Here is a 20147-nt window from a genome sequence, read left to right on the forward strand (position 1 = left end):
CGCCGCGCAGCTCCGCTGGGATCCCCGGCAGGGTCAGCTCGGCGGTGTCGATGTGGAACGTCTTCTTGCTCGCGTACGTGTCGAGGAAGCGCCTGGCCCGCTCGGCCATGGGCCGTGACGCGTCCTCGCCGAGCAGGTTGATGACCGCCACGTCGTCGTTGACGACCTCGAACGCGCCCTGGAAGAACTCGCCGGAGTTGAAGCCGGCCGCGTGCTTCCACTGCATCTCCTGCAGGAAGCACATGGCCAGTCCGTACGCCCAGTTGAAGCTGGGGCCGGAGCCGAGCACGTAGGTGATCGGCTCGTCCTTCAGCGTCTCGGCGATGACGCGGGCCCGTTCCTCGTGCTGCTCGGCGGCGGAGACGAGGGCGTCCGGCAGGGCGTCCAGGGCCCGGTCCAGCAGCGCCCAGTCGCGGGCGACGCCGCCCTGCCGCATGACGGCGTACGCGGCGAGCTGCAGGAACAGGTCGCTCTGGCCGGTGAAGGCGGCGTGGGCGGCGTCGGCGAGCGGGCCGCCCTCCTTGCTCACCACGACCACCGTCGCGCCGGTGCTGCGGGCGTACTGCGCGGCGGCGACGGTCTCCTTGGTCTTGCCGGTGTAGGAGGCGAGGAAGACCAGCGACCCCTCACCCATCCGCTTGGTGCGTCCGGTGTTGAGCTCGTCGCTCTGCAGCTTGTAGACGGGGTAGGTGTCCTCGCGCTCCAGCAGGTAGTGGCCGGGGTAGGAGGCGATGAGGGAGCCGCCGGCGCCCACGAAGAAGACGTTGCGCAGGCCCTTGGCGGTGGCCTGGGCGACGAGCTCCTCCAGCTGGGGCCGCTGGTTGATCGTCGCGCGCGCCTTGTCGGCCAGGTCTGACTCGATCGGTTTCAGGGGCAGCAGGGTCACGGTGTCTCCGTTCGCGTCTCAAGAATGTGAGAACGTTCTCAACGATGCGTTGGTAACGTTCTCACTGAGAGCGAGAGCCCGTCAAGGGGGAGAACATGGAGACCTGCGGCGCACCGAACCGGCGCGGGCCGCGTGCGACAGACCGGCGGTACCGGCCGCCACCGCCCTGCAGGGGGGTGACGGCCGTCGGCGCGCACGTCTCGGCGATGGCCGTGCCGAGCCCGCTCTGCCCGCCGGCCGTGCCCGATGCGGAGGGTGGTCAGTCGCCGTCGTAGTGGTCAGTCGCCGTCGTGGCCGGGGAAGAGCAGCATCAGCTCACGCGGGTAGGCGGCGATGAGGCGCAGCTCGTCGTCGGTGAGCGGGCGTCCGGTCATCGCGTTGCACAACTGCACGAGCCGGAACGCCGTGTCCTCCTCGCGCACCTCCACGCCCAGCCCGTCCATGACGTGCCGGAATCCGGCCTTGCCGCCGTACTCGCCGGTGAGCACCACCCTGCCCGGTCGGCCGTGCCAGTCCTGCGGGAACGGGCCGAGCGCGGCCTCGTCGTACAGCTCGTAGTTGCCGTGGTCCTTCAGCGCTCCGTCGGCGTGGATGCCGCTCTCGTGCGCGAAGGCGTTGCGCCCGATACCGACCTGGTTGTACGGCACGGGCTGCCCGAACGCGTACGCCGCCCACAGCCCGAACCGGCGTGCCCAGGACAGGTCGAGCGCGTCACCGATCTCCGCCCGCACCCCGAAGCCGTGCCGCAGCGCCAGGATCGTGGACAGCAGGTCGGCGTTGCCGGACCGTTCACCGATGCCGTTCACGCAGGTGTTGATCCACGCGTCCTGGCCGGCCTCCAGGTCGCCGAGCGCGCCCGACACCGAGTTGGCCACGGCCATGCCGAGGTCGTTGTGGCAGTGCGTCTCGACCGGCATCCCCGTGGCGGAGGCGAGCTTGGCGAACCGCTCGCGGATCCGGGCCGGGGTGTCGCCGCCGATCGTGTCGCAGTAGCGCACCCGGTCGGCGCCCGCCTCCTTGGCCGCCAGCGCGAACTCCAGCAGGAAGCCGTCGTCGGTCCGTGACCCGTCCTCGGCGTTGACCCCCACCGTCTCGGCGCCCGCCGCCTTGGCGGCCCGCACGGCGGCGGTCATCTCGCGGACGATCGCATCCCGGTCGAGGCGGCCGCGGAACTTGTTCTGGATCATGTAGTCGGAGGTGGAGATGGACAGGTTGTAGTGCCGCAGGCCCAGGGGGGCGGCCCGCTCCACGTCCTGCGTCACGCCCCGGCACCAGCCGGACAGCCGCAGGCCGCCGAACGCGCCGGCCTCGGCCAGGGCGACCTGCGCCCGCACGTACGGCACCTCGTGGAACAGGAACGGGAAGCCGATCTCGGACTGCGCCACGCCGAGCCGGCCCAGATAGAAGTTGACCATGGTCTTGCCGAACTTCGACAGGCCGGTGCGCGCCGTCTGCACGCCGTCCCGGTTGGTCACGTCGAGGAAGTGGATGGTGGGCATATCCTCACGTTGACACGCTCGTTCAATGTGTATCAATATTGATTTTCGTCAACATGGAGGCGGCGATGGAGTGGATCGACGCGGCGACGGCGGCCGAGCGGCTCGGCGTCAAACCCGCCACCCTCTACGCGTACGTCAGCAGGGGCGTGCTCACCCGGCGGCACGGTGACGACGGGCGGCGCAGCCTGTTCGACGCGGCCGAGGTGGAGCGGCTGGCGCGGCGCGGCAGACCGCGCGGGCAGCCGCCCGAGCTGGTCATCGAGTCCGCCGTCACGGCGCTCGGCCCCGACCGCCCGCACTACCGGGGCCGCGACGCCCTCGCCCTGGCCCGCACCACCCCCTTCGAGACCGCCGCCGAGTGGCTGTGGACGGGCGATCCGGCAGTCCTGGCGGCAGGCGGGGAGAACGACGCGATCCCGCCGGCACCGGTGGCGCGGGACGGGGCACAGCGAGAGGAGAGCGACACCTCACCGCCGGAGAGCCGCGCCGACGCGGGAGCCCGGCTGAGAGCGCCGGGCCCCGACGGTGACGCGGCGGACCAGTTGCGGGCGGCGGGCCCCGATGGTGGCGTGGCGGACCGGTTGTGGGTGGCGGATCCCGACGGCGTGCGCGCCGCCGTCGCCGCGCAGCGGGGCCTGCCCGCCGACCCCCTCCCCATCGACCGGCTCCAGGTGATCACGACGGTGCTCGGCGCGTCCGACTCGCTGCGCCACCAGCTCGACCCCGCCTCCGTCGCCGCCACCGGCCGCCGCCTCGTGGCCGGCCTCGTCGGCGCGCTGCCGCCGTTGCGTGAGCCGGCCGGAGAGTCGATCCCGGCCCGGCTCTGGTCGCGGCTGTGCCCGCACCCCGCCACTCCGGCCCTGCTCGACACCCTGCGGGCCGCGCTCGTGCTGCTCGCCGACCACGAGCTGGCCCCCTCCACGCTCGCCGCCCGGGTCGCCGCCTCCGCCCGCGCCGATCCGTACGCCGTTGTGCTGACCGGCCTCGGCGTGCTCGCCGGCCCCCTGCACGGTGGGGCGTTGTACGCCGCCGAACGCCTGCTGGCCGAGGTGGGCACGCCCGGCGCGGCGGCCCGCGTGCTGGCCGACCGGGCCAGACGCGGCGAACGCGTCCCCGGCTTCGGCCACTCCGTCTACAAGAACGGCGACGCCCGCGGCGGCCTGCTGCTCGACCTGGTACGGCAGGCGGTGCCCGGCCACGACCGCACCGCCGCGGCGTCGGCCGTGCTGGCCGAGGCGCGCAGGAGGCGGCTGCCCGAGCCGAACATCGACTTCGCCCTGGCCGCCCTCACCTCGGTCACCGGCATGGTGCCCGGCGCTGGGGAGGCGATCTTCGCCGTCGCCCGGACGGCAGGCTGGCTCGCCCACGCCATGGAGGAGTACGCCGGTGGCACGCTGCTGCGGCTGCGCGCCTCCTACACCGGCCCGCCCGTGACCGGCCCCTGACGCCCCTCGGCCCACGGCGCGGCCCGGACCCCGTTCACGATCGCCCAGGCTTCCAGTCGTTCGGGGAAGACCCGCCGTTGCCCGCACCCCGTCAGGCGTGCTGCTCCAGCCAGGTGGCGACGTGTTCGACATAGCTGTCGACGTGTCCCAAGGGCCGTCCGCCGAGTTCGAGGACTGCGACGAGGTGGTCAACGCCGAAGGTCTCCTCCCAGGTACGGGCGCGCCGGTAGGTCTCACCGTCGACGGCCCGGCGGAGATTGTCCCAGCCGTGCCAGCCCATGAAGGCGGCGTCGATCGCGGGATCGAACAGGTGAGCGCGATCCCAGTCGAGGACGCCGATCAGCTTGCCGTCCTCGCTCCAGTGGACGTTCTGCCCGACGAGGTCGCCGTGGACGAGCGAGTCGGAGACCGGCTCCAGAGCCAGTGCCTCCTCCAGGCGTCTGCGGCCCTCGCTCCGCCACCTGTCGGGGAAGCGCGGGATGACCTCCTCGGCGAGGATCGCCGCCCAGTGGTCCCGGCCGGCCTGCTCGCGCGGTGCCGGCAGGACGGCACGCAGCTCCGGCGTGACGGGAACCTCTCGGACGGCTCTGAGTAGCTCGCCGATCCGCGCGGGATCACCCTCGCCCTCGGGCAGGCCGGCGCCGTCGATCCAGGACACGGCGACGGCGGCTCGATCGCCGAACCTCGTCACCGGCGTCAGCGGCTCGGGGACGGCGAACGGCGGTCCAGCGGCAGCGATCAGACGCAGGAGTTCCGTGCGGCGCGGCAGGGCCTCGGTCCCGAGGGGGCGTCTACTGATCCGTACGGCCGCGATCCCGGGAAGCAGAACGACGTCGTGGACCCCGCCTCGAGTGATCCGTGCCGCATCGAGGGAGGTGCCCGGCAGGAGCGCGTCAGCTATCGCCAGCAGGTCGTTCATCCAGGAGGAGCCTTCTCTGGGACGATGTCTCGTAGGCCGGTCGGATCAGGGCTCTTGAGCCGGCGGCCGAGCTCGGCAACTGCTCGATCCTCCCGGGGGCACTGGCCGGTCATCCCGCTGCGGGCGCCACCGCCGCCGGGCGCTCCACGTAGGCCGCGAGCGCGCGCACCCGCTCCGCGTGCCGGTCGTGGCCCACGATCACCGGCGGCTCGTTGTACGGCATCGCGTCCGACGACCGCCGCAGCTTGACGTACTGGCCGCACGCGTCGATCGCGTACGGCTCCATGTCGTCCTGCAGCGCCCCGATCACCGTGATCCCGTACGTCTCCCCGATCCGCCGGAACAGCGCCACCGCCTCCCGCCGGTGCTCCTTGCCCAGGTTGCGCCCCAGCTCGTCCAGCACCAGGCACAGGTGCCCGCCGCCGGACGACGCGATGGCCGCCGCGCACACCAGCTTGACCGCCTTCTCGTCCATCAGCGCCGTGTTGGCCCGCCGGTTGTAGGGCACGTAGCCCTGGCCCTCGCCACGCCGCCACTTGGGCGTCACCCGCCACTGCCAGCGCTGCTCCGGGTCGGCAGGTGCCGGCGGCACCGGGAACTCCAGCGTCGCGCCGTAGCCGCCGTAGGAGGTGTCGAGCTTCTCGAACTCCTCGGCCACCCGCGTGAGCCGCGCCTTGATCGCCGCGCTGAGCGCCGCCCGGTGCACGGCCGTCGACTGCGCCGCCTCCTCCGCGCCCTTGTCGGCGGCGGCCAGGTCACGTTGCCGCGACACGAGCTGCGCCTCGATCTGGCGCCGCTGGTGCTTCTCGTACTCCTCCTGGCCGCGCAGGTAGGAGGCGAGCGCGCCGCACACCGCCGCGAACGTCGCCTGCTCGCGCGCGGTGCTGCCGCCCCGCTCCGACAGCAGGAACCGCAGCTCCTCCGGGATCTCGGCGTCCTCCTCCGGGAACGTGTCGCGCAACGCCTGGTCGAAGTGGCGTTCGGCGATCCGCCACCACTCCTCGGCGGTGCGCGGCCGCTCCTCCTCCGGCAGCGCCGCCAGCCACTCGCGCGCCCCGTCCACGGTGCCGCCCCAGTCGGCGGCCAGCGCCTCCAGCTTGAGCGCCTCCCGCTCGGCGGTCACCCGCGCCTGGTGGTCGCGCGCCTGGGCCCGGTCGCCCTCGTGCCGCTGGCGTCGCCCCTCCAGGCGTTCGATCTCCATGTCGCGGGTACGGGCCCGGAAGTCGAGCGCGCCCGCCTGCCGTTCGGCCTCGGCCACCGCGGGGGCGACCTCCTCCAGCGCGCCGGCCAGCTCGGCCAGCCTGCTCCGCCGCTCGGCCAGGTGCGCCTCGACCTCCGCGAGCCGCACGCCCGCCCGCGCGCCGTCCAGCCGCCGCTGCGCCTCGGCGACTGCCTCCTCACCCTCCCGGACGGCCTGCGCGGCCGACTCCTGCGTGTCGCGGGCCCGGTTGAGCCGCTGCTCGGCCGCCTTGATGCGCGCCTCACGCCCCGTGGCGACCCCGTCGAACGCCCCCACCACGCTGACCCCGGCGGCGCTCACCAGCACCGACCCGGGCAGCACGGCGAGGGCCTCGGCCGCGGCGCCCAGCTGCCCGGCGTCCACGATGACGGCGTGCTCGTGCGGCCATCCCCGCAGCGCCGCGTCGGCGTGGTCCCGCGCCTGTTCCGCCACGTCCAGCGCGTCCAGCAGCCCCGTCGCTGGCACCCCGGCGGTCGCCAGCGCGTTGAGCTGCGCGGCGGCCGGGCCGCCCTCGGCGTCGTCCAACGCCGCCTGCGCGTCGGCCACCTCCCGGTCGGCCACGCCCAGCGCCTTCAACGCCTCGTTCAGCCGCAGCCGCGCCTCGCGCAGCTCGCCCTCCGCCGCCAGGACGTCGCGCCCGTCGGCGAACCTGCGGGCCTCCTCCAGCGCCGGGATCCGGCCGCGCAGCTCGTCGGCGGTGTTCTCCGCCACCGCCCGGTCGGCCTCCAGCTTGGCGGCCCGCGCCTGCAGCGCCGCCAGCGCCTTGCGCGCCTCGCCGACCTGCCGGTCGAGGGTGTCCTCCCGCAGCGTGGCGATCTCCGCCTTCACCAGCGCGATCGCCTCACCCGCCGCCTCGCCCGCCGTCCGGTGCCGTTCGAGCTCCGCGGCGAGCACCTCGTCCTTGGCCGCGGCGTCGGCCAGCTTGCGCGCCTGCCTGCCGCGCCAGCACCGCAGCGCGTCGGCCAGCCGGATCCGCGCCTGGTCGCGGCGGTCGAACGTGGCCAGCAGCGCCTTCGACTCCGCCTCGAACTCGGCCAGCCGCTCGGCGGCCTGCGCGGCCCGCACCCGCTTGGCGTGCTCGTCGCGGCGCGCCTCCCGCTCCTGCTCCAGCTCGGAGTCCAGCCCGGTCAGCGCCGCGATGGCCTCGAACACCCGCTCCGGCGTGATCTCGTTCAGCGGCTGCGACAGCAGGTTGGTGGCCACCTTGCTGCGGACGGACGTCGACAGGAACGACACGCAGCGCACCCGGTCGCCGTAGAGCACCTTGGTCAGGTCGCGCGCCACCACGTCACGCCGCCCGGCGGAGCGGGGGAGCGACGCCCAGATGTCGTCGGCCCGCGCCACCCGCTCGGCCTCGGACGCCGCTGCCGCCAGGTGCACCCCGTCACGCCACCGGATCTCCAGGTGCGGCGCCTCCTGGTTCACCCTGAGCCACACGGTGATCGCCCCACCCGAGGTGTCGGGCACCTCGAACAGCTCCCCGCCGGCACCTTCGGCGGCCACCGCACCGGCGACCTCCGGGAACGCGCCCTCCGCGCCGGTCGGGTCACCGGCGGGATCGTCCGCCTGGCCGGCCGAGCGGTTCGCCGCCCGCGCCCTGGCACCGGCCCCGGCACCGGCCCCGGCACCGGCCCCGTCCCCGGCACCGATCGCGTCGCCGGCCGCGTCGCCGTCGCCGTCGCCGTCGCCGTCGCCGAGCGTGGCGGCGACGTCGGGGTGGCCGAAGACCCCCACGATGTAGCCGTGCCCGGCGCTGGCCCACTGCCGGGCACCGGCGCCGCTGGCCAGCTCCGCGTTGAACAGCAGCTCCGACACCGCCTTCGCGCCCGAGGCGAACCGCCACTGCTCGTCGCCGAGCAGCGCCGTGATCGAGGCGATGAACGACGACTTGCCGGCGCCGTTGGAGTCCTTCGGCCCGGCGCCGGCGACGACGATGAGCGTGCCCGGGACGGTCGGCACCGGATGGGTCGACAACCGCGAGATGTTGACCGCCTGCACGGCGATCAGCACCCGGTCTCCGACCACGTTCTCCACCTGCGACACCTCGAACCCCCGTTACCCTTCCGTCTGTCGTTCGCCTGACCGGCCCGTCGCCGGCCATCTCGTCCCGCACCGCTCGTCCGCGTGCCGGACGCCCGCCCCGGCGCCGCTCGCCGCCTCGCCGGGCGCGCCTCGGGGCCTAATCGGCCGATCTCCGCGCGCGTACGGCGCCGGCGAGAGGCGTGTGCGGCCCGGCCGCCAGGATCAGCTCCTCCTGCAGCCGCCGCCGCGCCGCCGGGGTGAGCCGGTGGAACTGCGGCCCCGGCACGTAGCCGCCCGCCTCCTCCCCGGCCTTCACCTGGGTCAGCAGCCCGGCATGGCGCAACGTCCGCAACGCCGCCTCCAGCTCGCCGATCGGCACCTGGGTGTGCCGCCGCAGCTCGTCGACCGGCGTCGGGTGCGGCGACGCCCAGGTGTCCTCGGGCAGCAGGCCCTCCGCGCGGGGGATCGCCACCGAGTGCACGAGGACCAGGGTCAGCACGGCCTTCGCCGCCTCGCCCAGCCGCGCCTGCCCCGCCCCGCCCCGGCCTCCAGGGCGCCCCTCGGAGACGCTCTCGTCGGACAGGCGGGCCGCCCGGGCCGCGGCGTGGTCGTCGTAGCCGGAGATCCAGCGTTCGCGGTGCGGGATCAGCGTCCGCCCGCGCCGGGCCAGCATCTCGCCGAGGGTGTGCCGCAGCGCCGGGTCGCGCAGGCCCGCGAACCTCGCCTCCGGCACGGGCTCCGCGGCGTGCTCCACCGCCATGAACGCCGCCACCAGCTCGGCCCGCCGCCGTTCGTCGTAGCCGCCCAGCAGGTCGTCGAACTCGGCCGCGCCCCCCTCGACCTGCCCGCCGAGCCGCACCCGCGGCGCGGCGGCGTCCGGCTCCGGGGAGGAGTCGTGGCGGGCGGTGGGGTCCGGCTCGCCGGACGGGGCCGGAGGGGGCACGGGATCCGTCCGCGCGGGGGCGCCGGCGCCCGCGGCGGGGCTCTCCGGGTCGGCGGCGGTCGTGCCCGCCGTCGCGGCCACTGCCAGGGGCGTGTCCACCGCCAGAGGAGTGTCCGCCGCCACGGCGGTCGTGTCCGCTGCCACGGCGGTCGTGTCCGCTGCCACGGCGGTCGTGTCCGCCGTGGCGGCCGCGATGATGTCGGCGTCCGCCACGACCGTCAGCGCGGCGCGCTCAGGCTCCGGCACCCGCCGCACGAGCTCCTTGAGCTGCGCGTACGACTTCACCGGCCACAGGGCGCAGCGCGGCCCGAGCGTGACGAGACCGTCGGCCATGACGATCCAGGCGGAGTCGTGCAGCCGGCGCAGCGCGCCGCGCGCCCAGTTGCGCATGAGGTCGTCGGTGCGCCCGATCAGCGCGCGATAGGTGTCGAGCACCAGCTCCACCGGAGCGGGGTCACCCGGCCACGGGTCGGCGGACTGGTCGGTCCAGCAGCACCTGAGGCAGGCGGCGAGGACCCGGCGCGTCTCGCCGGCCCGCTCCACCGGGACCGGCGCCACCTGGTGCTCCTCCAGCAGCGACGGGGTGGCCCCGTCGGGCCACACGGGCAGCGCCTCGCCGGTGGAGTCGGGCCGGGTGAGCCGCAGCATGCCGGCGGGCGCGGCGGCCCCGGCCCCGAGCGGGAGCGGGCCGCCCGCGCGGGCGAGCACGTGCGCGGTGGCGTCGTCGGTGCGGATCATGTGAGGCACTCCAGGCGACAGGTCATGCGGGGACGTTCCGGGCGACGGGCCGTGCGGGGCACTCCAGGCCGGTCGCGCGAGCCGGCGCGACCGGAGCGACGCGGCGTCACGGGACGCGCTCCAGGTAGCCGTGGGACAGCCAGGACGGCTCCCGCGCCGGATCGATCGTCAGGTCGTCGGACCAGGTCAGCCGGTAGGGCAGCTCGGGCCGCAGGTCGACCGTGGTCAGGTCGGCCAGCAGGCGGCGTGCCGAGGGCCAGTCGGCGCCGAGCACGTCGGCCAGCGCCACCCTCGACGCCGATCCCAGCACCGACTCGGCCACCTGCGCCAGCCGCTCCAGCGCGGCCGTCGGCGAGGAGTCGAGGGAACCCTCGGGCCCGGCGTCGGGAAGGGCGGAACGCGGGGGAGTGGGCTGTGCCGGAGCCGGCCGGGGAGCCTCGTCGACGGCCCGCGCGATCGCGGCCGGATCGTGCCACGGCGCCGGCGCGTCGAACACGAACCCGTCGAGCACCGCCGCGAGCCGTTCCTTGCCCGCCGTCTGGGTGAACGTGCGCCACGTCTCGGTCGGCAGCAGCGTCAGGTTGCGGGTCGTGCCCGCCGAGTCGGCCAGCCGGCCGGCCGCGCGCCGGGAGGCGTCACTGTAGGCGTAGATCGCGGCGCGCAGGTCGGTGCAGACGCGGTCGAGCTCGGGCCAGCGGGTCAGGATCGTGCCGTGCAGGCTCTGCGCGCGCCGCGCGATCTCCTCGGTGCCCCACAGCTTGGGCGCCTGCTCGCGCAGCTCCTCGATCGTGCCGGTGGTCAGCGTGATCAGCTCCAGCGCCCACAGCCGGAACGCCCGCGCCAGGTTGGCGGCGCTCTGCCTGGCCTCCTCCATCGTGGTGCGCGGGTCGGCGACGTTGAGGTCCTCCAGGGCGAGCAGCCGGTGCATCTCGGACTGGCCGCCGTCGTCCATCATCCGCCGGATGAACATCAGTCCGACGACGCTGGTGAACGAGGCGCGGTAGCGGAGCTGGTGCGGCTTGGGGAACACCTCGCGGATCGCGCCGAGGCCCTTGAGCACCCGCAGCCGGTTGTCGAACTGGTCGGCGGGGTAGGCGCGGCAGGCGAAGCGCATCTGCTCGTGCGTCAGCCACTCCTCGCCCGCCTCCGCGAACGCGGCGAACAGCGTCTCGGCGATGTCGACGAGGGCGGGGTCGTCGACGACGGCGCCGCTGTCGCGGGCGAGCGCGGCGAACATCCGGCGGTAGGTCGACAGGACGGCCTCGTCGGAGAGCGCGGCGTCGAGGGTCAGGGGCTGATCGGACACGCGCTCTAAGGTAAGGCTTCGCGCCGACAACAACGGACTCGCGCGGCCTCCCGGGCGCGCCCGGCCGCCGTCACGGGTCCGCCCGGTCGCCGTCACGGGTCCGCCCGGACGCCGCCCGGCGGTGAAACTTTCACCTCGCCGCGACGGGAGCGGCCCGCCGATCATCCGGCCCGACCAGGGCCGACGGGCCCGGCCGGGCCGCCGGGACATCCCGGCAGGCGGGTGGGCGGAGCGGCGTCCCTGGGGGCTCACGTCACCCGCGTTGTACGTTGCCGCCGACCGCCCTGCCCTTACGGAGACCGGCCCGCACGGCGGACCGGCCGCCGCGACGCACCGGACGTCGCGACGGCCCGGCACCGACCGGCCCGCACGGTCGCCGCACCGGCCCCACCGGGACACGAAAGGCCACCACCGTGAAGCTCCTCCCGCGTCCCCTCCGTGGACGTGACCTTCTCGCGATCGGCGCCGTCGCCGCGCTCGCCGTCACGGGCGTGACCGCCGCGCCCGCCGTCACCGCCCTGGCCGCCCCCGGCTGCGCGGTCACGTACACGACGAACACCTGGCAGAACGGCTTCACCGCCAACATCACGATCAAGAACCTGGGCGACCCCGTGGACGGCTGGACCCTCGGTTTCACCTTCCCGGACCCGGGCCAGAAGGTGACGCACGGCTGGTCGGCCACGTACGGCCAGACCGGACCCGCCGTCACCGCCCGCAGCGCCGGCCACAACGACCGGCTCGGCACGGGCGCGACCACGACGATCGGCTTCAACGGCTCCCACACCGGAGCCAATCCCGCACCCGCGTCGTTCACCCTGAACGGCGTCACCTGCACCGGCGCCGTCGTCCCCACCCCGACCCCCACCACCACTCCCACGCCCGGCGGCACCCCCGTGGGGATCAACGGCCGGCTGCGCGTCTGCGGCGTCCACCTGTGCAACCAGTACGGCCGCCCCGTCCAGCTGCGCGGCATGAGCTCGCACGGCCTGCAGTGGTTCGCCGACTGCTACGACGAGGCCTCGCTCGACGCCCTCGCCCACGACTGGAAGGCCGACCTGTTCCGGATCTCCATGTACGTCCAGGAAGGCGGGTACGAGACGGACCCGGCGCGGTTCACCCGCGAGGTGAACCGGCTCGTGGACATGGCCGAGGCGCGCGGCATGTACGCCGTCGTGGACTTCCACACGCTGACCCCCGGCGACCCCACCTACAACCTCGACCGCGCCAAGACCTTCTTCGCCGCCGTCTCGGCGCGCAACGCGGCCAAGGACAACGTCATCTACGAGATCGCCAACGAGCCGAACGGGGTGAGCTGGGCGACGATCAGGAGCTACGCCGAGCAGGTCATCCCGGTGATCCGGGCCAACGACCCGGACGCCGTGGTGATCGTCGGCACGCGCGCGTGGTCGTCGCTGGGCGTCTCCGAGGGCGGCAACGAGAACGAGGTCGTCGCGAACCCGGTCAACGCCGCCAACGTCATGTACGCGTTCCACTTCTACGCCGCCTCGCACACGGACTCCTACCGCCAGACCGTCGCGCGGGCGGCGACGCGGCTGCCGTTGTTCGTCAGCGAGTTCGGCACGGTCACCTACACCGGCGGCGGCCAACTGGACCTGGCCTCCACCACCGCCTGGCTGGACCTGCTGGACCAGCACAGGATCAGCTACGCCAACTGGACGTACTCCGATGCGCCCGAGAGCAGCGCCGCGTTCAGGCCGGGCACCTGCGGCGGCGGCGTCTACGCGGGCACGGGCGTGCTCAACGAGTCGGGCGTGTACCTCCGGGCCCGCATCCGCACCCCCGACGACTTCCCCACCGGCTGATCACGCGCGCCTCCGGATCGCGGGAGGATACGGGCATGAGAAGCGTCGAGGCGCAACTGCTGCACCGCCCGCCCGGTCCGGGCGCGGGTGACGTTGTCCGCCACCTGGCGGCCGTGCAGGCACAGGACGTCACCGCGGCCTGCCTCGGCCTGCGCGCCCGCTCGGCCACGCTCACCCTGGGGCAGGTGGAGGCGGCGTGGGAGGGGCGCGAGATCGTCCGCACCTGGGGTTTCCGGGGCACCCTGCACTTCACGCACGTCGACGACCTGCCGTGGGTGCACGCCCTGACGAGGAACGACACCTCGGCCCGGCGCCGCCTGGCGGAGGAGGGCGTCACCGGCGACGACCTGCCGGCCCTGATCGGCGGCGCGCTGGCCGGGCAGGGCCCGCTCACCAAGGCCGAGCTGGAGGAACGCCTGGCGGGCAGGGCGCGGGGCCAGGGGGTGGTGCACCTCGTCGCGCTGGCCGCCTTCCACGGCCTGGCGGTGCTCGGCCCGTCACGCGCGGGCAAGCCGACGTACGTGCACGCCGCCGACTGGCTCGGCGCGCCCGTCCGGCCCGAACCGGACCGGGAGCGGGCGCTGCGCGAACTGGCGGTGCGCTACCGCCGTGCCCACCACCCGGCCACCCCGGAGGACCTGGCCGCCTGGTCGGGCCTGCCGGTGGGCGCGGCTCGCGCCGCCTGGCGGCTGGGCGCCCCCGCGGCGCCGCCCGGCGACCGGGTGCCGGCGCCGCTGGTCCGGCTGCTTCCGGCGTTCGACGAGTATCTGCTCGGCTGGCGGAGCCGCGACCCGGTGGTGCCGGCCGGGCACGCCCGCACGGTGTTCCCGGGCGGCGGGATCCTGCGGCCCGTCGTGCTGGTGGACGGCATGGTGGCGGGCGTGTGGGCGCGCAGGGGCGCGGACGTCACCGTCTCGCCCTTCGGCGAGATCGCGGCCGGCCCGCTGGCCGCGGAGGTGGAGGACGTGCGGAGCTTCCTCACCGGCCGGACGGGCGGGCCCTGAGGCCTTCGGGGCGCACGACCCCGTCCGGCGCGGGCCGGCCCCGCGCCGGACGGTGGCGCGTCGCGGCCGCCCGCCGGCGAGGGGGAGACCTCTCGCCGGCGGGCGGCCCGTGACGGGCGGGGTCAGACGCCGAACGCCGCCGGGTAGCGGATCGTGCCGGCCGGTACGGGACGGGCGGGGTCGAGGGCGAGCGCCATCATGTACTTGTCCTCGACGTCGAAGGGCGGCCGGATGGCGTGCCCGGAGGCCGGGGTGAAGCCGAAGCGCGGGTAGTACTCGGCGTGGCCGAGCACGAGCACGAGGTTCTCACCCAGCGCGCGGGCGGCGTCCAGGGCCCCGCGGATGGCGGCCGAACCGGCGCCGTGCCGCTGGAATTCGGGCCTGACGGCGCACGGGCCCAGCGTGAGGGCGGGGGCGCCGTCGACGTGACAGCGGGTGAGCAGCGCGAATCCGGCGATGGTGCCGTCGGGGGCCTCGGCGACCCAGGACAGGCCGGGGATCCACGCCTCGGGGTCGGCCCGCAACGCCTCGACCAGGTCGGCCTCCAGCGGAGTGGGGAAGGCGGCGAGGTTGACCGCGCGGATCTCGGCCACGTCGGCGGAGGTCTCGGGACGGGTGGTCCAGGCGGTGCTCATGGAGGTGTTCACATCCGTTTCAGTCGTTTCCTGCGGGCGCAGGACGTAGCCGGTGTACTGGTAGTCCGCGCCGTGCTCGCGGCGCACGGCGATCTCTTCGAAGGTGGCCGCGACGGCTTCGCGCATCCCGGGCACGGCCAGGTCGGCCGCGTGGGCCCGTGCGGACAGAGGGGTGTAGTAGTCGTCGAACCAGTCGCTGTCGGGGAGCGTGTGCACCCCGGCCACGGCGTAGCCGGCGGCACGCGCCGCGGCGACGTTCCGCTCCCGGGTGCGCAGCCCGTAGTGCCGTTCCCAGAACGCCCGCGCCTCCGGCGACGGCGAGCCGGTGCTCCACTCGCATTCGGTGACGACCAGCACGCCACCGGGGGCGAGCAGCCGCCGCCAGGAACGCAGCGCGGTGTCGAAGCCGATGATGTACGCGGACCCTTCCGCCCATATCACGTCGAAACTCTGATCCGGGAAGGGCAGGTCCGCCATCGACACCCGCACGGTGCGGACGGCGTGGCCGACGCCGCGCTCGGCGGCGGCCCGCGTCAGCTCGTCGAGGAACGGCTGGTGCGTGTCGATCGCGGTGACCTCGGCCGCGGCCTCATCGGCCAGCAGCAGGGCGGCCCGGCCCGGCCCGCACCCGATGTCCAGCACGCGGGGCCGCGGCGGAAGCGGTCCGGCGAGGGCCAGCAGGCGGCGGGTGGTCGCGTCGGAGCCGGGGCCCTGGCGGGGCAGGTCGTGGTGCAGGGCGAAGAACGCCGTCACGTGGTCGGTCATGACTGCTGTTCCCTGAACTTGTACGTCGCGCGCAGGTGGCTGGTGATGGCCTTCTGCCGGTTGGTGCGCTCACCGCGCAGCCGGGCGTCGGTGCGCGAGGCCTCCCACGCGTTCTCGCGTTGCAACTTGCGGTAGCTGTTCAGGCGGCGCTCGGTCAGCTCGCCCGCCCCGATGGCGGCCTGGACCGCGCACCCCGGCTCGCTCTGGTGGGCGCAGTCGCCGAAGCGGCAGTCCCGGGCGAGCCGCTCGATCTCGGCGAAGGCCCGTTCCAGGCCGTCGGCGGCGTCGTGGAGGCTGATCCCGCGCAGGCCGGGCGTGTCGATGAGGACACCGCCGCCGGGCAGGGGGAGCAGCTCGCGCCGGACGGTGGTGTGGCGGCCCTTGCCGTCCTGCGCCCGCGTCTCGCCGGTGGCGAGAACGTCCTCGCCGAGCAGCGCGTTGCAGAGACTGGACTTGCCCGCGCCGGACGGTCCGAGCAGGACGGTCGTGCCGCTCAGCAGCGCGGTCAGCACGTCGAGGTTCTGGCCGGTGGCCACGCTGGTCACCTGGACGTCCACACCCGGGGCCAGCGTGCCCACCTCGGCGCGCACGGCCTCGGCGTCGGCGGCCAGATCCGCCTTGGTGAGGATGACGAGCGGCGTGGCGCCGCTCTCCCAGGCCAGGGCCAGCAGCCGCTCCAGCTTGGCCGCGTCCAGCGGGACGGCCAGGGAGACGGCGATGCCGACGATGTCCACGTTCGCGGCGAGGACCTGCCCGTGCGAGGACCGGGAGGCGGACGATCGCACGATCGCGCTGTGCCGCGGCAGCAGGGTGACCAGTGCGGGCTCGGCGCCCGGGCGCAGCGCCGCCCAGTCACCGGTGCAGGGGGCGAGGAGCGGGTCGGGCGAGTGCGGCGTCATGAGCCTGGCCCGCATCGGGCCGGACTCGGTGACCGCATCGCACCTGCCGCGGTCCACGCGCACGATCCTGGCCGGGACGAGGCCGGCTTCGCGGTGTTCGGTGAAGGAGTTGTCGAGGGACGCGGTCCACCCGTACCGGGACAGGCCGCTGGAGGATGGATCCGTGAAGAGGTTTGGCAACGTGAGACACCTTGCGGGAAGGGGCCCCGACGTGACGCATACGCCACCTCGCCTGGTGAGCGCGACAGCTCACGGCGAAGGGAGGAAGTGGGTCAGACCGGGGCCCGGGACGTGAGGAATGTCCGGGCGCTGCGCACGGCAGCGGTCTTCACCGCGGTCATCAAACCTCACCTCCCTCTCATCCGGAACCTGAAACCAAACGATCAGCAGCCTACCATCCCGGCGGAGTGCCGGTCACCCCGTGGCCTCCCCCGGAGGTCTAGGTCAGCGGGTTCATCAGGTAGCCGCCCGCGACCACCGAGGCGCAGGCCACCAGGAGGAAGAACAGCACGTAGAAGCCGCCGGGCAGGATCGTCAGCCGGGCGAGCTGGTCGGCGTCGGAGTCGCGGGCCTGGCGGAGCCGCCGCTTGCGCTGCAGCTCGACGATCGGCCGTACGCCGCCGAACAGCAGGAACCACACCGCCACCAGGGCCACGGCCTGCTGCACGTCGCCCGGCGCGTACATCGACAGGGCGAACACCGCCCCGCCCGTCGCCAGCAGGATCAGCGCGCCGTAGACGTTGCGGATCAGCAGCAGCATGCAGACGAGGAACAGCAGCACGCTCCAGGTGAGCAGCGTGATGCGGCCCTGCTCGGTCAGCCAGGCGGCGGCCAGCCCCAGCAGCGAGGGGGCGACGTAGCCGGCGAGCGCGGTCAGCACCATGCCCGGCCCGTTGGGCCGGCCCCTGGTCAGTGTCACGCCCGAGGTGTCGGAGTGCAGGCGGATGCCCTCCAGCTTGCGCCGCGTCAGCAGCGCCGCCAGGGCGTGGCCCCCTTCGTGGGCGATCGTGATCAGACCGCGGGACAGGTGCCACGGCGTCCTGAACGACACGATCGCCAGCGCCGCCAGCGCGGACCCCAGCACGACCCAGGGGGAGGGGTCGGGCTGGACCTTGATGAGGTGGGCCCAGAGCTCGTCCATCAAGAAGGAACCCTATCCAGGTAAAGTCCCGGCCGTGTCCCCCTGATCCGGAAGCTTGGTCACCGATCGCGGGGGAAGGTGAGGCGCACCGAGCACGACGGGACGATCTGGTAGAAAGTGGAACTGACGTGACGGGAGACCGGGCGGCCATCGCGAAGAGGAACGGCATGGCACGGATGAGGAGCTTCAGGCGCGGCTCCACCTCGCGCGAGGAGGCGCCCGAACACTCGATGGACCCGCGCGCCCCCGAGGAGGCGCCCTACCGCCCCACGGTCATCGACAACGCGATCTACTGCGACGGCCAGCGGGTGGACAATCCCGGTTCGCTGGCCGACGCCTTCCAGCGGCTCAAGCAGATGCCAGGCAGCCTCGCCTGGATCGGCCTCTACCGGCCCAAGGAGTGGGAGCTGGTCAAGCTCGCCGAGGAGTTCGAGCTGCACGAGCTGGCGCTGGAGGACGCGATCGTCGGCTCGCAGCGGCCCAAGGCCGACCGCTACGGCGACATGCTCTTCGTGGTGCTGCGCGCCGCCCGCTACCTCGACGACGTCGAGGAGGTCTCCTTCGGCGAGCTGCACGTCTTCGTCGGCCCGGACTACGTGATCACCGTACGGCACGCGGAGGCGCCCGACCTGCAGGTGGTGCGCAAGCGCATGGAGTCGGACCCGGAGCTGCTGCGCCAGGGCCCGCAGGCCGTGCTGTACGCCATCCTCGACGCCGTGGTCGACGGCTACGCCCCGGTCGTGGCCGGCCTGCAGAAGGACCTGGAGGAGATCGAGGCGCAGGTGTTCAGCGGGGACCCCTCGGTCTCGCGGCGGGTCTACGAGCTGTCCGGCGAGGTGATCGAGTTCCAGCGCGCCACCGCGCCGCTGGTGCGGATGGTCGACGGCTTCATTGCGGGGGCGCAGAAGTACGGCTCCAACGAGGAGCTGCAGAGCTACCTGCGTGACGTGGCCGACCACGCCATCACCGTGAACGAGCGCGTCGCCGCCTTCCGCCAGATGCTGCAGGACATCCTCGTCATCAACTCGACGCTGGTCACCCAGGCGCAGAACGCGGAGATGGCCAAGATGACCGAGGCCAGCATCCAGCAGGGCGAGGAGGTCAAGAAGATCTCCGCCTGGGCGGCCATCCTGTTCGCGCCGACGCTGGTCGGCACCATCTACGGGATGAACTTCGACCACATGCCCGAGACCCACTGGGCGTGGGGCTACCCGTTCGCGGTCCTGCTCATGGCGCTCGTCTGCCTGACCCTCTACCTGGTCTTCAAGCGCCGCGACTGGCTCTGACCGCCGAGCGGCGGCACCGGCACGGGCACCCCGTCCACGGTGACCAGGCCGTCGGCGAGGCCGATCCGCGGCTCGGCGTCCCCGGGCACGACGAGCGTGAGCAGCCGCGCCGCCTCGGGGGAGACCACCGTGACGGCCTCCGCGGTGCGCAGGTGCCCGGTGGCGACCAGGGCCGGCCGCACCCCCTGCCCGCCCACCGGCCGGGGCGGGCCCGTCTCCGGGACGGCGAACTGCAGCAGCCGCACCCGCCGCTCGCCGTCGCCCAGCAGCACGACCCCGGCACCAGGGCCGTCACCCCGGTCGAGGACGCTCAGCGACGGGTCGAAGTGCCACAGGCTGCGCAGCGCGGACCCGGCCGGCACCGAGTCGAGCACCGCCAGCACCTGCCTGCCGTGGTCGACCAGCACCTCCCGCGTGCGCGGCACGCCGTAGGCGTCGTCGGTCAGCCGGAACGCCTGCCGCGCCGGCCCGATCTCCGACGCGGCCAGCCGGGTCGCCGTGCCGGGCCGGAAACGGGCGCCCGCGACGACGGGGACGTTGTGCGCCTCCGGGGAGCGCGTCCACGCCACGTACCCGGTCCGCTCGTAGGAGTGGAAACCCGCCTCCACCAGGACGGGACGGCCCTGCGCGTGGAAGGTGACGCCCAGGTGGTCCTCGTGCCCGTGCAGCCGCCGTCCCGGCCCGAACCTGATCGAGTAGAACGCCGAGCGCGGATCGTCCCACGCCGTCCGGCCGAAGACGTAGCCGGCGGCGAACACCCGCACCGGCGGTTCCGCGTACGCGAACCTGGGCGGCCGCACGTCGGCCGGGCTGTCGCCGATGGGCGCCAGCCGCCCGTCCGGCTGGGTGGCGTGCGTGATGTACGTCTCCAGCGCGGCGCGCCGGGCCGCCAGCCGGGGCGGCGGGACGAGACCGCTGCGTTCGATCGCGAGCAGCGCCACGCCGAGCCTCCGGTGCACGTACACCCCGTATCGGGGCGCCTGCTCGTGCAGCACCCCGTCCGCGTCGATCGCCAGTTCCGCCGAGGCCGTCATGCGGCGCACGGCCAGGTCGCGCCAGGCGTCCCTGCCCAGCCGGACGCCGACGACGAGCAGCGCGATGTCCTGGTCGAGGCCGTGGTTGTGGCCCTGCCGGTAGAGCGCCGGGTCGGCCAGCACCCGGCCGTGCTCCTCCAGGCTGCGGCGCAGCAGCGGGGTGTCCGCGTGCTCGCTGAGGCAGACGAGGACGGGCGCGCGCAGCGCCACCGCGTGCTCGGCCCACGCCCACGAGCTGGTGCCCGGCCCGGAGCGCGGGTTGCGGCGGATCCAGTCCTCGACGAGGGCGGCGGCCCGGCCGAGCGGGGCCGGGTCCCCGGTGCGCTCGTGGGCGGCGACCAGCCCGCCGGCCCAGCGCAGGGCGTGCAGGTTCAGCATCCACGACCGGTTCCCGTGCGGGTCGGCCCGCCAGTCCACCTCCGGACCCAGCTCGGCGGGCGGCAGGCCGGCCAGCCGCACCCGCCCGCGCATCACCTCCTCCGCGTCGACCTTCGGGAACTGGCCGGACAGGCAGACGGCCGGTCCGGTGGAACTGCGGGCACGTCGGAACACGATCACTCCA

The 20147-nt window shown here is 74.3% G+C and carries 14 protein-coding genes and 1 pseudogene; 4 read left to right on the forward strand and 11 right to left on the reverse strand.

Features of this window, described 5'->3' with window-relative positions; translation table 11 throughout:
* Nucleotides 1-886 (reverse strand): SIS domain-containing protein (locus CXR44_RS09730; RefSeq protein WP_219601722.1); only part of this gene is annotated, 886 nt, incomplete at its 3' end.
* A 278-nt stretch (nucleotides 887-1164) separates the two neighbouring features.
* A complete protein-coding gene (locus CXR44_RS09735; protein WP_101784747.1) occupies nucleotides 1165-2385 on the reverse strand; it encodes a LeuA family protein in 1221 nt (406 codons plus the stop codon).
* 38 nt (nucleotides 2386-2423) lie between these two features.
* Here CXR44_RS09735 and CXR44_RS09740 point away from each other — a divergent pair, with 38 nt between their 5' ends.
* On the forward strand, nucleotides 2424-3830 hold the full coding sequence (locus tag CXR44_RS09740) for a citrate synthase (protein WP_245899023.1): 1407 nt from the start codon (nucleotides 2424-2426) through the stop codon (nucleotides 3828-3830).
* 91 nt (nucleotides 3831-3921) lie between these two features.
* On the opposite strand, the gene CXR44_RS09745 is transcribed toward CXR44_RS09740, so the two are convergent.
* The 4 genes from CXR44_RS09745 to CXR44_RS09765 form a co-directional block, all read right to left on the reverse strand.
* Complete coding sequence (locus CXR44_RS09745; RefSeq protein WP_101784751.1) at nucleotides 3922-4749, reverse strand: phosphotransferase; 828 nt, start codon at nucleotides 4747-4749, stop codon at nucleotides 3922-3924.
* A gap of 109 nt (nucleotides 4750-4858) precedes the next feature.
* Complete coding sequence (locus CXR44_RS09750; RefSeq protein WP_245899024.1) at nucleotides 4859-8023, reverse strand: coiled-coil domain-containing protein; 3165 nt, start codon at nucleotides 8021-8023, stop codon at nucleotides 4859-4861.
* A gap of 145 nt (nucleotides 8024-8168) precedes the next feature.
* A complete protein-coding gene (locus tag CXR44_RS40750) occupies nucleotides 8169-9692 on the reverse strand; it encodes a hypothetical protein (RefSeq protein ID WP_245899025.1) in 1524 nt (507 codons plus the stop codon).
* A 106-nt stretch (nucleotides 9693-9798) separates the two neighbouring features.
* A complete protein-coding gene (locus CXR44_RS09765) occupies nucleotides 9799-10998 on the reverse strand; it encodes a hypothetical protein (RefSeq protein ID WP_101784753.1) in 1200 nt (399 codons plus the stop codon).
* Nucleotides 10999-11411: 413 nt separating this feature from the next.
* Here CXR44_RS09765 and CXR44_RS41640 point away from each other — a divergent pair, with 413 nt between their 5' ends.
* Together CXR44_RS41640 and CXR44_RS09775 are read left to right on the forward strand one after the other, a co-directional pair.
* Nucleotides 11412-12821: a cellulase family glycosylhydrolase gene (locus CXR44_RS41640; protein ID WP_101784755.1), complete on the forward strand. Its 1410-nt coding sequence runs from the start codon at nucleotides 11412-11414 to the stop codon at nucleotides 12819-12821.
* 35 nt (nucleotides 12822-12856) lie between these two features.
* A complete protein-coding gene (locus CXR44_RS09775) occupies nucleotides 12857-13825 on the forward strand; it encodes a winged helix DNA-binding domain-containing protein (protein ID WP_101784757.1) in 969 nt (322 codons plus the stop codon).
* A 122-nt stretch (nucleotides 13826-13947) separates the two neighbouring features.
* Here the strand turns inward: CXR44_RS09775 and CXR44_RS40765 are convergent, their stop codons facing one another.
* From CXR44_RS40765 to CXR44_RS09790, 4 genes and pseudogenes are all read right to left on the reverse strand, one after another.
* Entirely contained in the window at nucleotides 13948-14460 is a 513-nt protein-coding gene (locus tag CXR44_RS40765; protein ID WP_245899085.1) for a GNAT family N-acetyltransferase, read from the reverse strand.
* A 342-nt stretch (nucleotides 14461-14802) separates the two neighbouring features.
* Nucleotides 14803-15225, reverse strand: a pseudogene (locus CXR44_RS40770) (SAM-dependent methyltransferase); the annotation flags it as partial.
* The gene (gene rsgA / locus CXR44_RS09785; protein ID WP_101784761.1) at nucleotides 15222-16304 is read right to left on the reverse strand and encodes a ribosome small subunit-dependent GTPase A; all 1083 of its coding nucleotides are present in this window, start codon (nucleotides 16302-16304) and stop codon (nucleotides 15222-15224) included. The pseudogene CXR44_RS40770 and the gene rsgA, both read right to left, overlap by 4 nt.
* A gap of 259 nt (nucleotides 16305-16563) precedes the next feature.
* The gene (locus CXR44_RS09790; RefSeq protein WP_101784763.1) at nucleotides 16564-17265 is read right to left on the reverse strand and encodes a M50 family metallopeptidase; all 702 of its coding nucleotides are present in this window, start codon (nucleotides 17263-17265) and stop codon (nucleotides 16564-16566) included.
* 167 nt (nucleotides 17266-17432) lie between these two features.
* Between CXR44_RS09790 and CXR44_RS09795 the strand changes: the two genes are divergently transcribed.
* Complete coding sequence (locus CXR44_RS09795; RefSeq protein WP_101785372.1) at nucleotides 17433-18551, forward strand: magnesium and cobalt transport protein CorA; 1119 nt, start codon at nucleotides 17433-17435, stop codon at nucleotides 18549-18551.
* Here CXR44_RS09795 and CXR44_RS09800 read toward each other — a convergent pair.
* Complete coding sequence (locus tag CXR44_RS09800; RefSeq protein WP_144069913.1) at nucleotides 18518-20137, reverse strand: heparinase II/III domain-containing protein; 1620 nt, start codon at nucleotides 20135-20137, stop codon at nucleotides 18518-18520. The two genes, CXR44_RS09795 and CXR44_RS09800, sit on opposite strands and share 34 nt — an antisense overlap.
* Between the last annotated feature and the right edge of the window lie 10 nt (nucleotides 20138-20147).

The sequence above is a fragment of the Nonomuraea indica genome, from assembly GCF_002850745.1.
GTDB lineage: Bacteria > Actinomycetota > Actinomycetes > Streptosporangiales > Streptosporangiaceae > Nonomuraea > Nonomuraea indica.

Excerpts from the sequence above, each read along its gene's own strand:
- CXR44_RS09735 (WP_101784747.1), bottom strand. The coding sequence starts at position 2,385 with ATGCCCACCATCCACTTCCTCGACGTGACCAACCGGGACGGCGTGCAG.
- CXR44_RS09745 (WP_101784751.1), bottom strand. The coding sequence starts at position 4,749 with ATGAACGACCTGCTGGCGATAGCTGACGCGCTCCTGCCGGGCACCTCC.
- CXR44_RS40750 (WP_245899025.1), bottom strand. The coding sequence starts at position 9,692 with ATGATCCGCACCGACGACGCCACCGCGCACGTGCTCGCCCGCGCGGGC.
- CXR44_RS09775 (WP_101784757.1), top strand. The coding sequence starts at position 12,857 with ATGAGAAGCGTCGAGGCGCAACTGCTGCACCGCCCGCCCGGTCCGGGC.
- CXR44_RS40765 (WP_245899085.1), bottom strand. The coding sequence starts at position 14,460 with ATGAGCACCGCCTGGACCACCCGTCCCGAGACCTCCGCCGACGTGGCC.
- CXR44_RS09790 (WP_101784763.1), bottom strand. The coding sequence starts at position 17,265 with ATGGACGAGCTCTGGGCCCACCTCATCAAGGTCCAGCCCGACCCCTCC.
- CXR44_RS09795 (WP_101785372.1), top strand. The coding sequence starts at position 17,433 with ATGGCACGGATGAGGAGCTTCAGGCGCGGCTCCACCTCGCGCGAGGAG.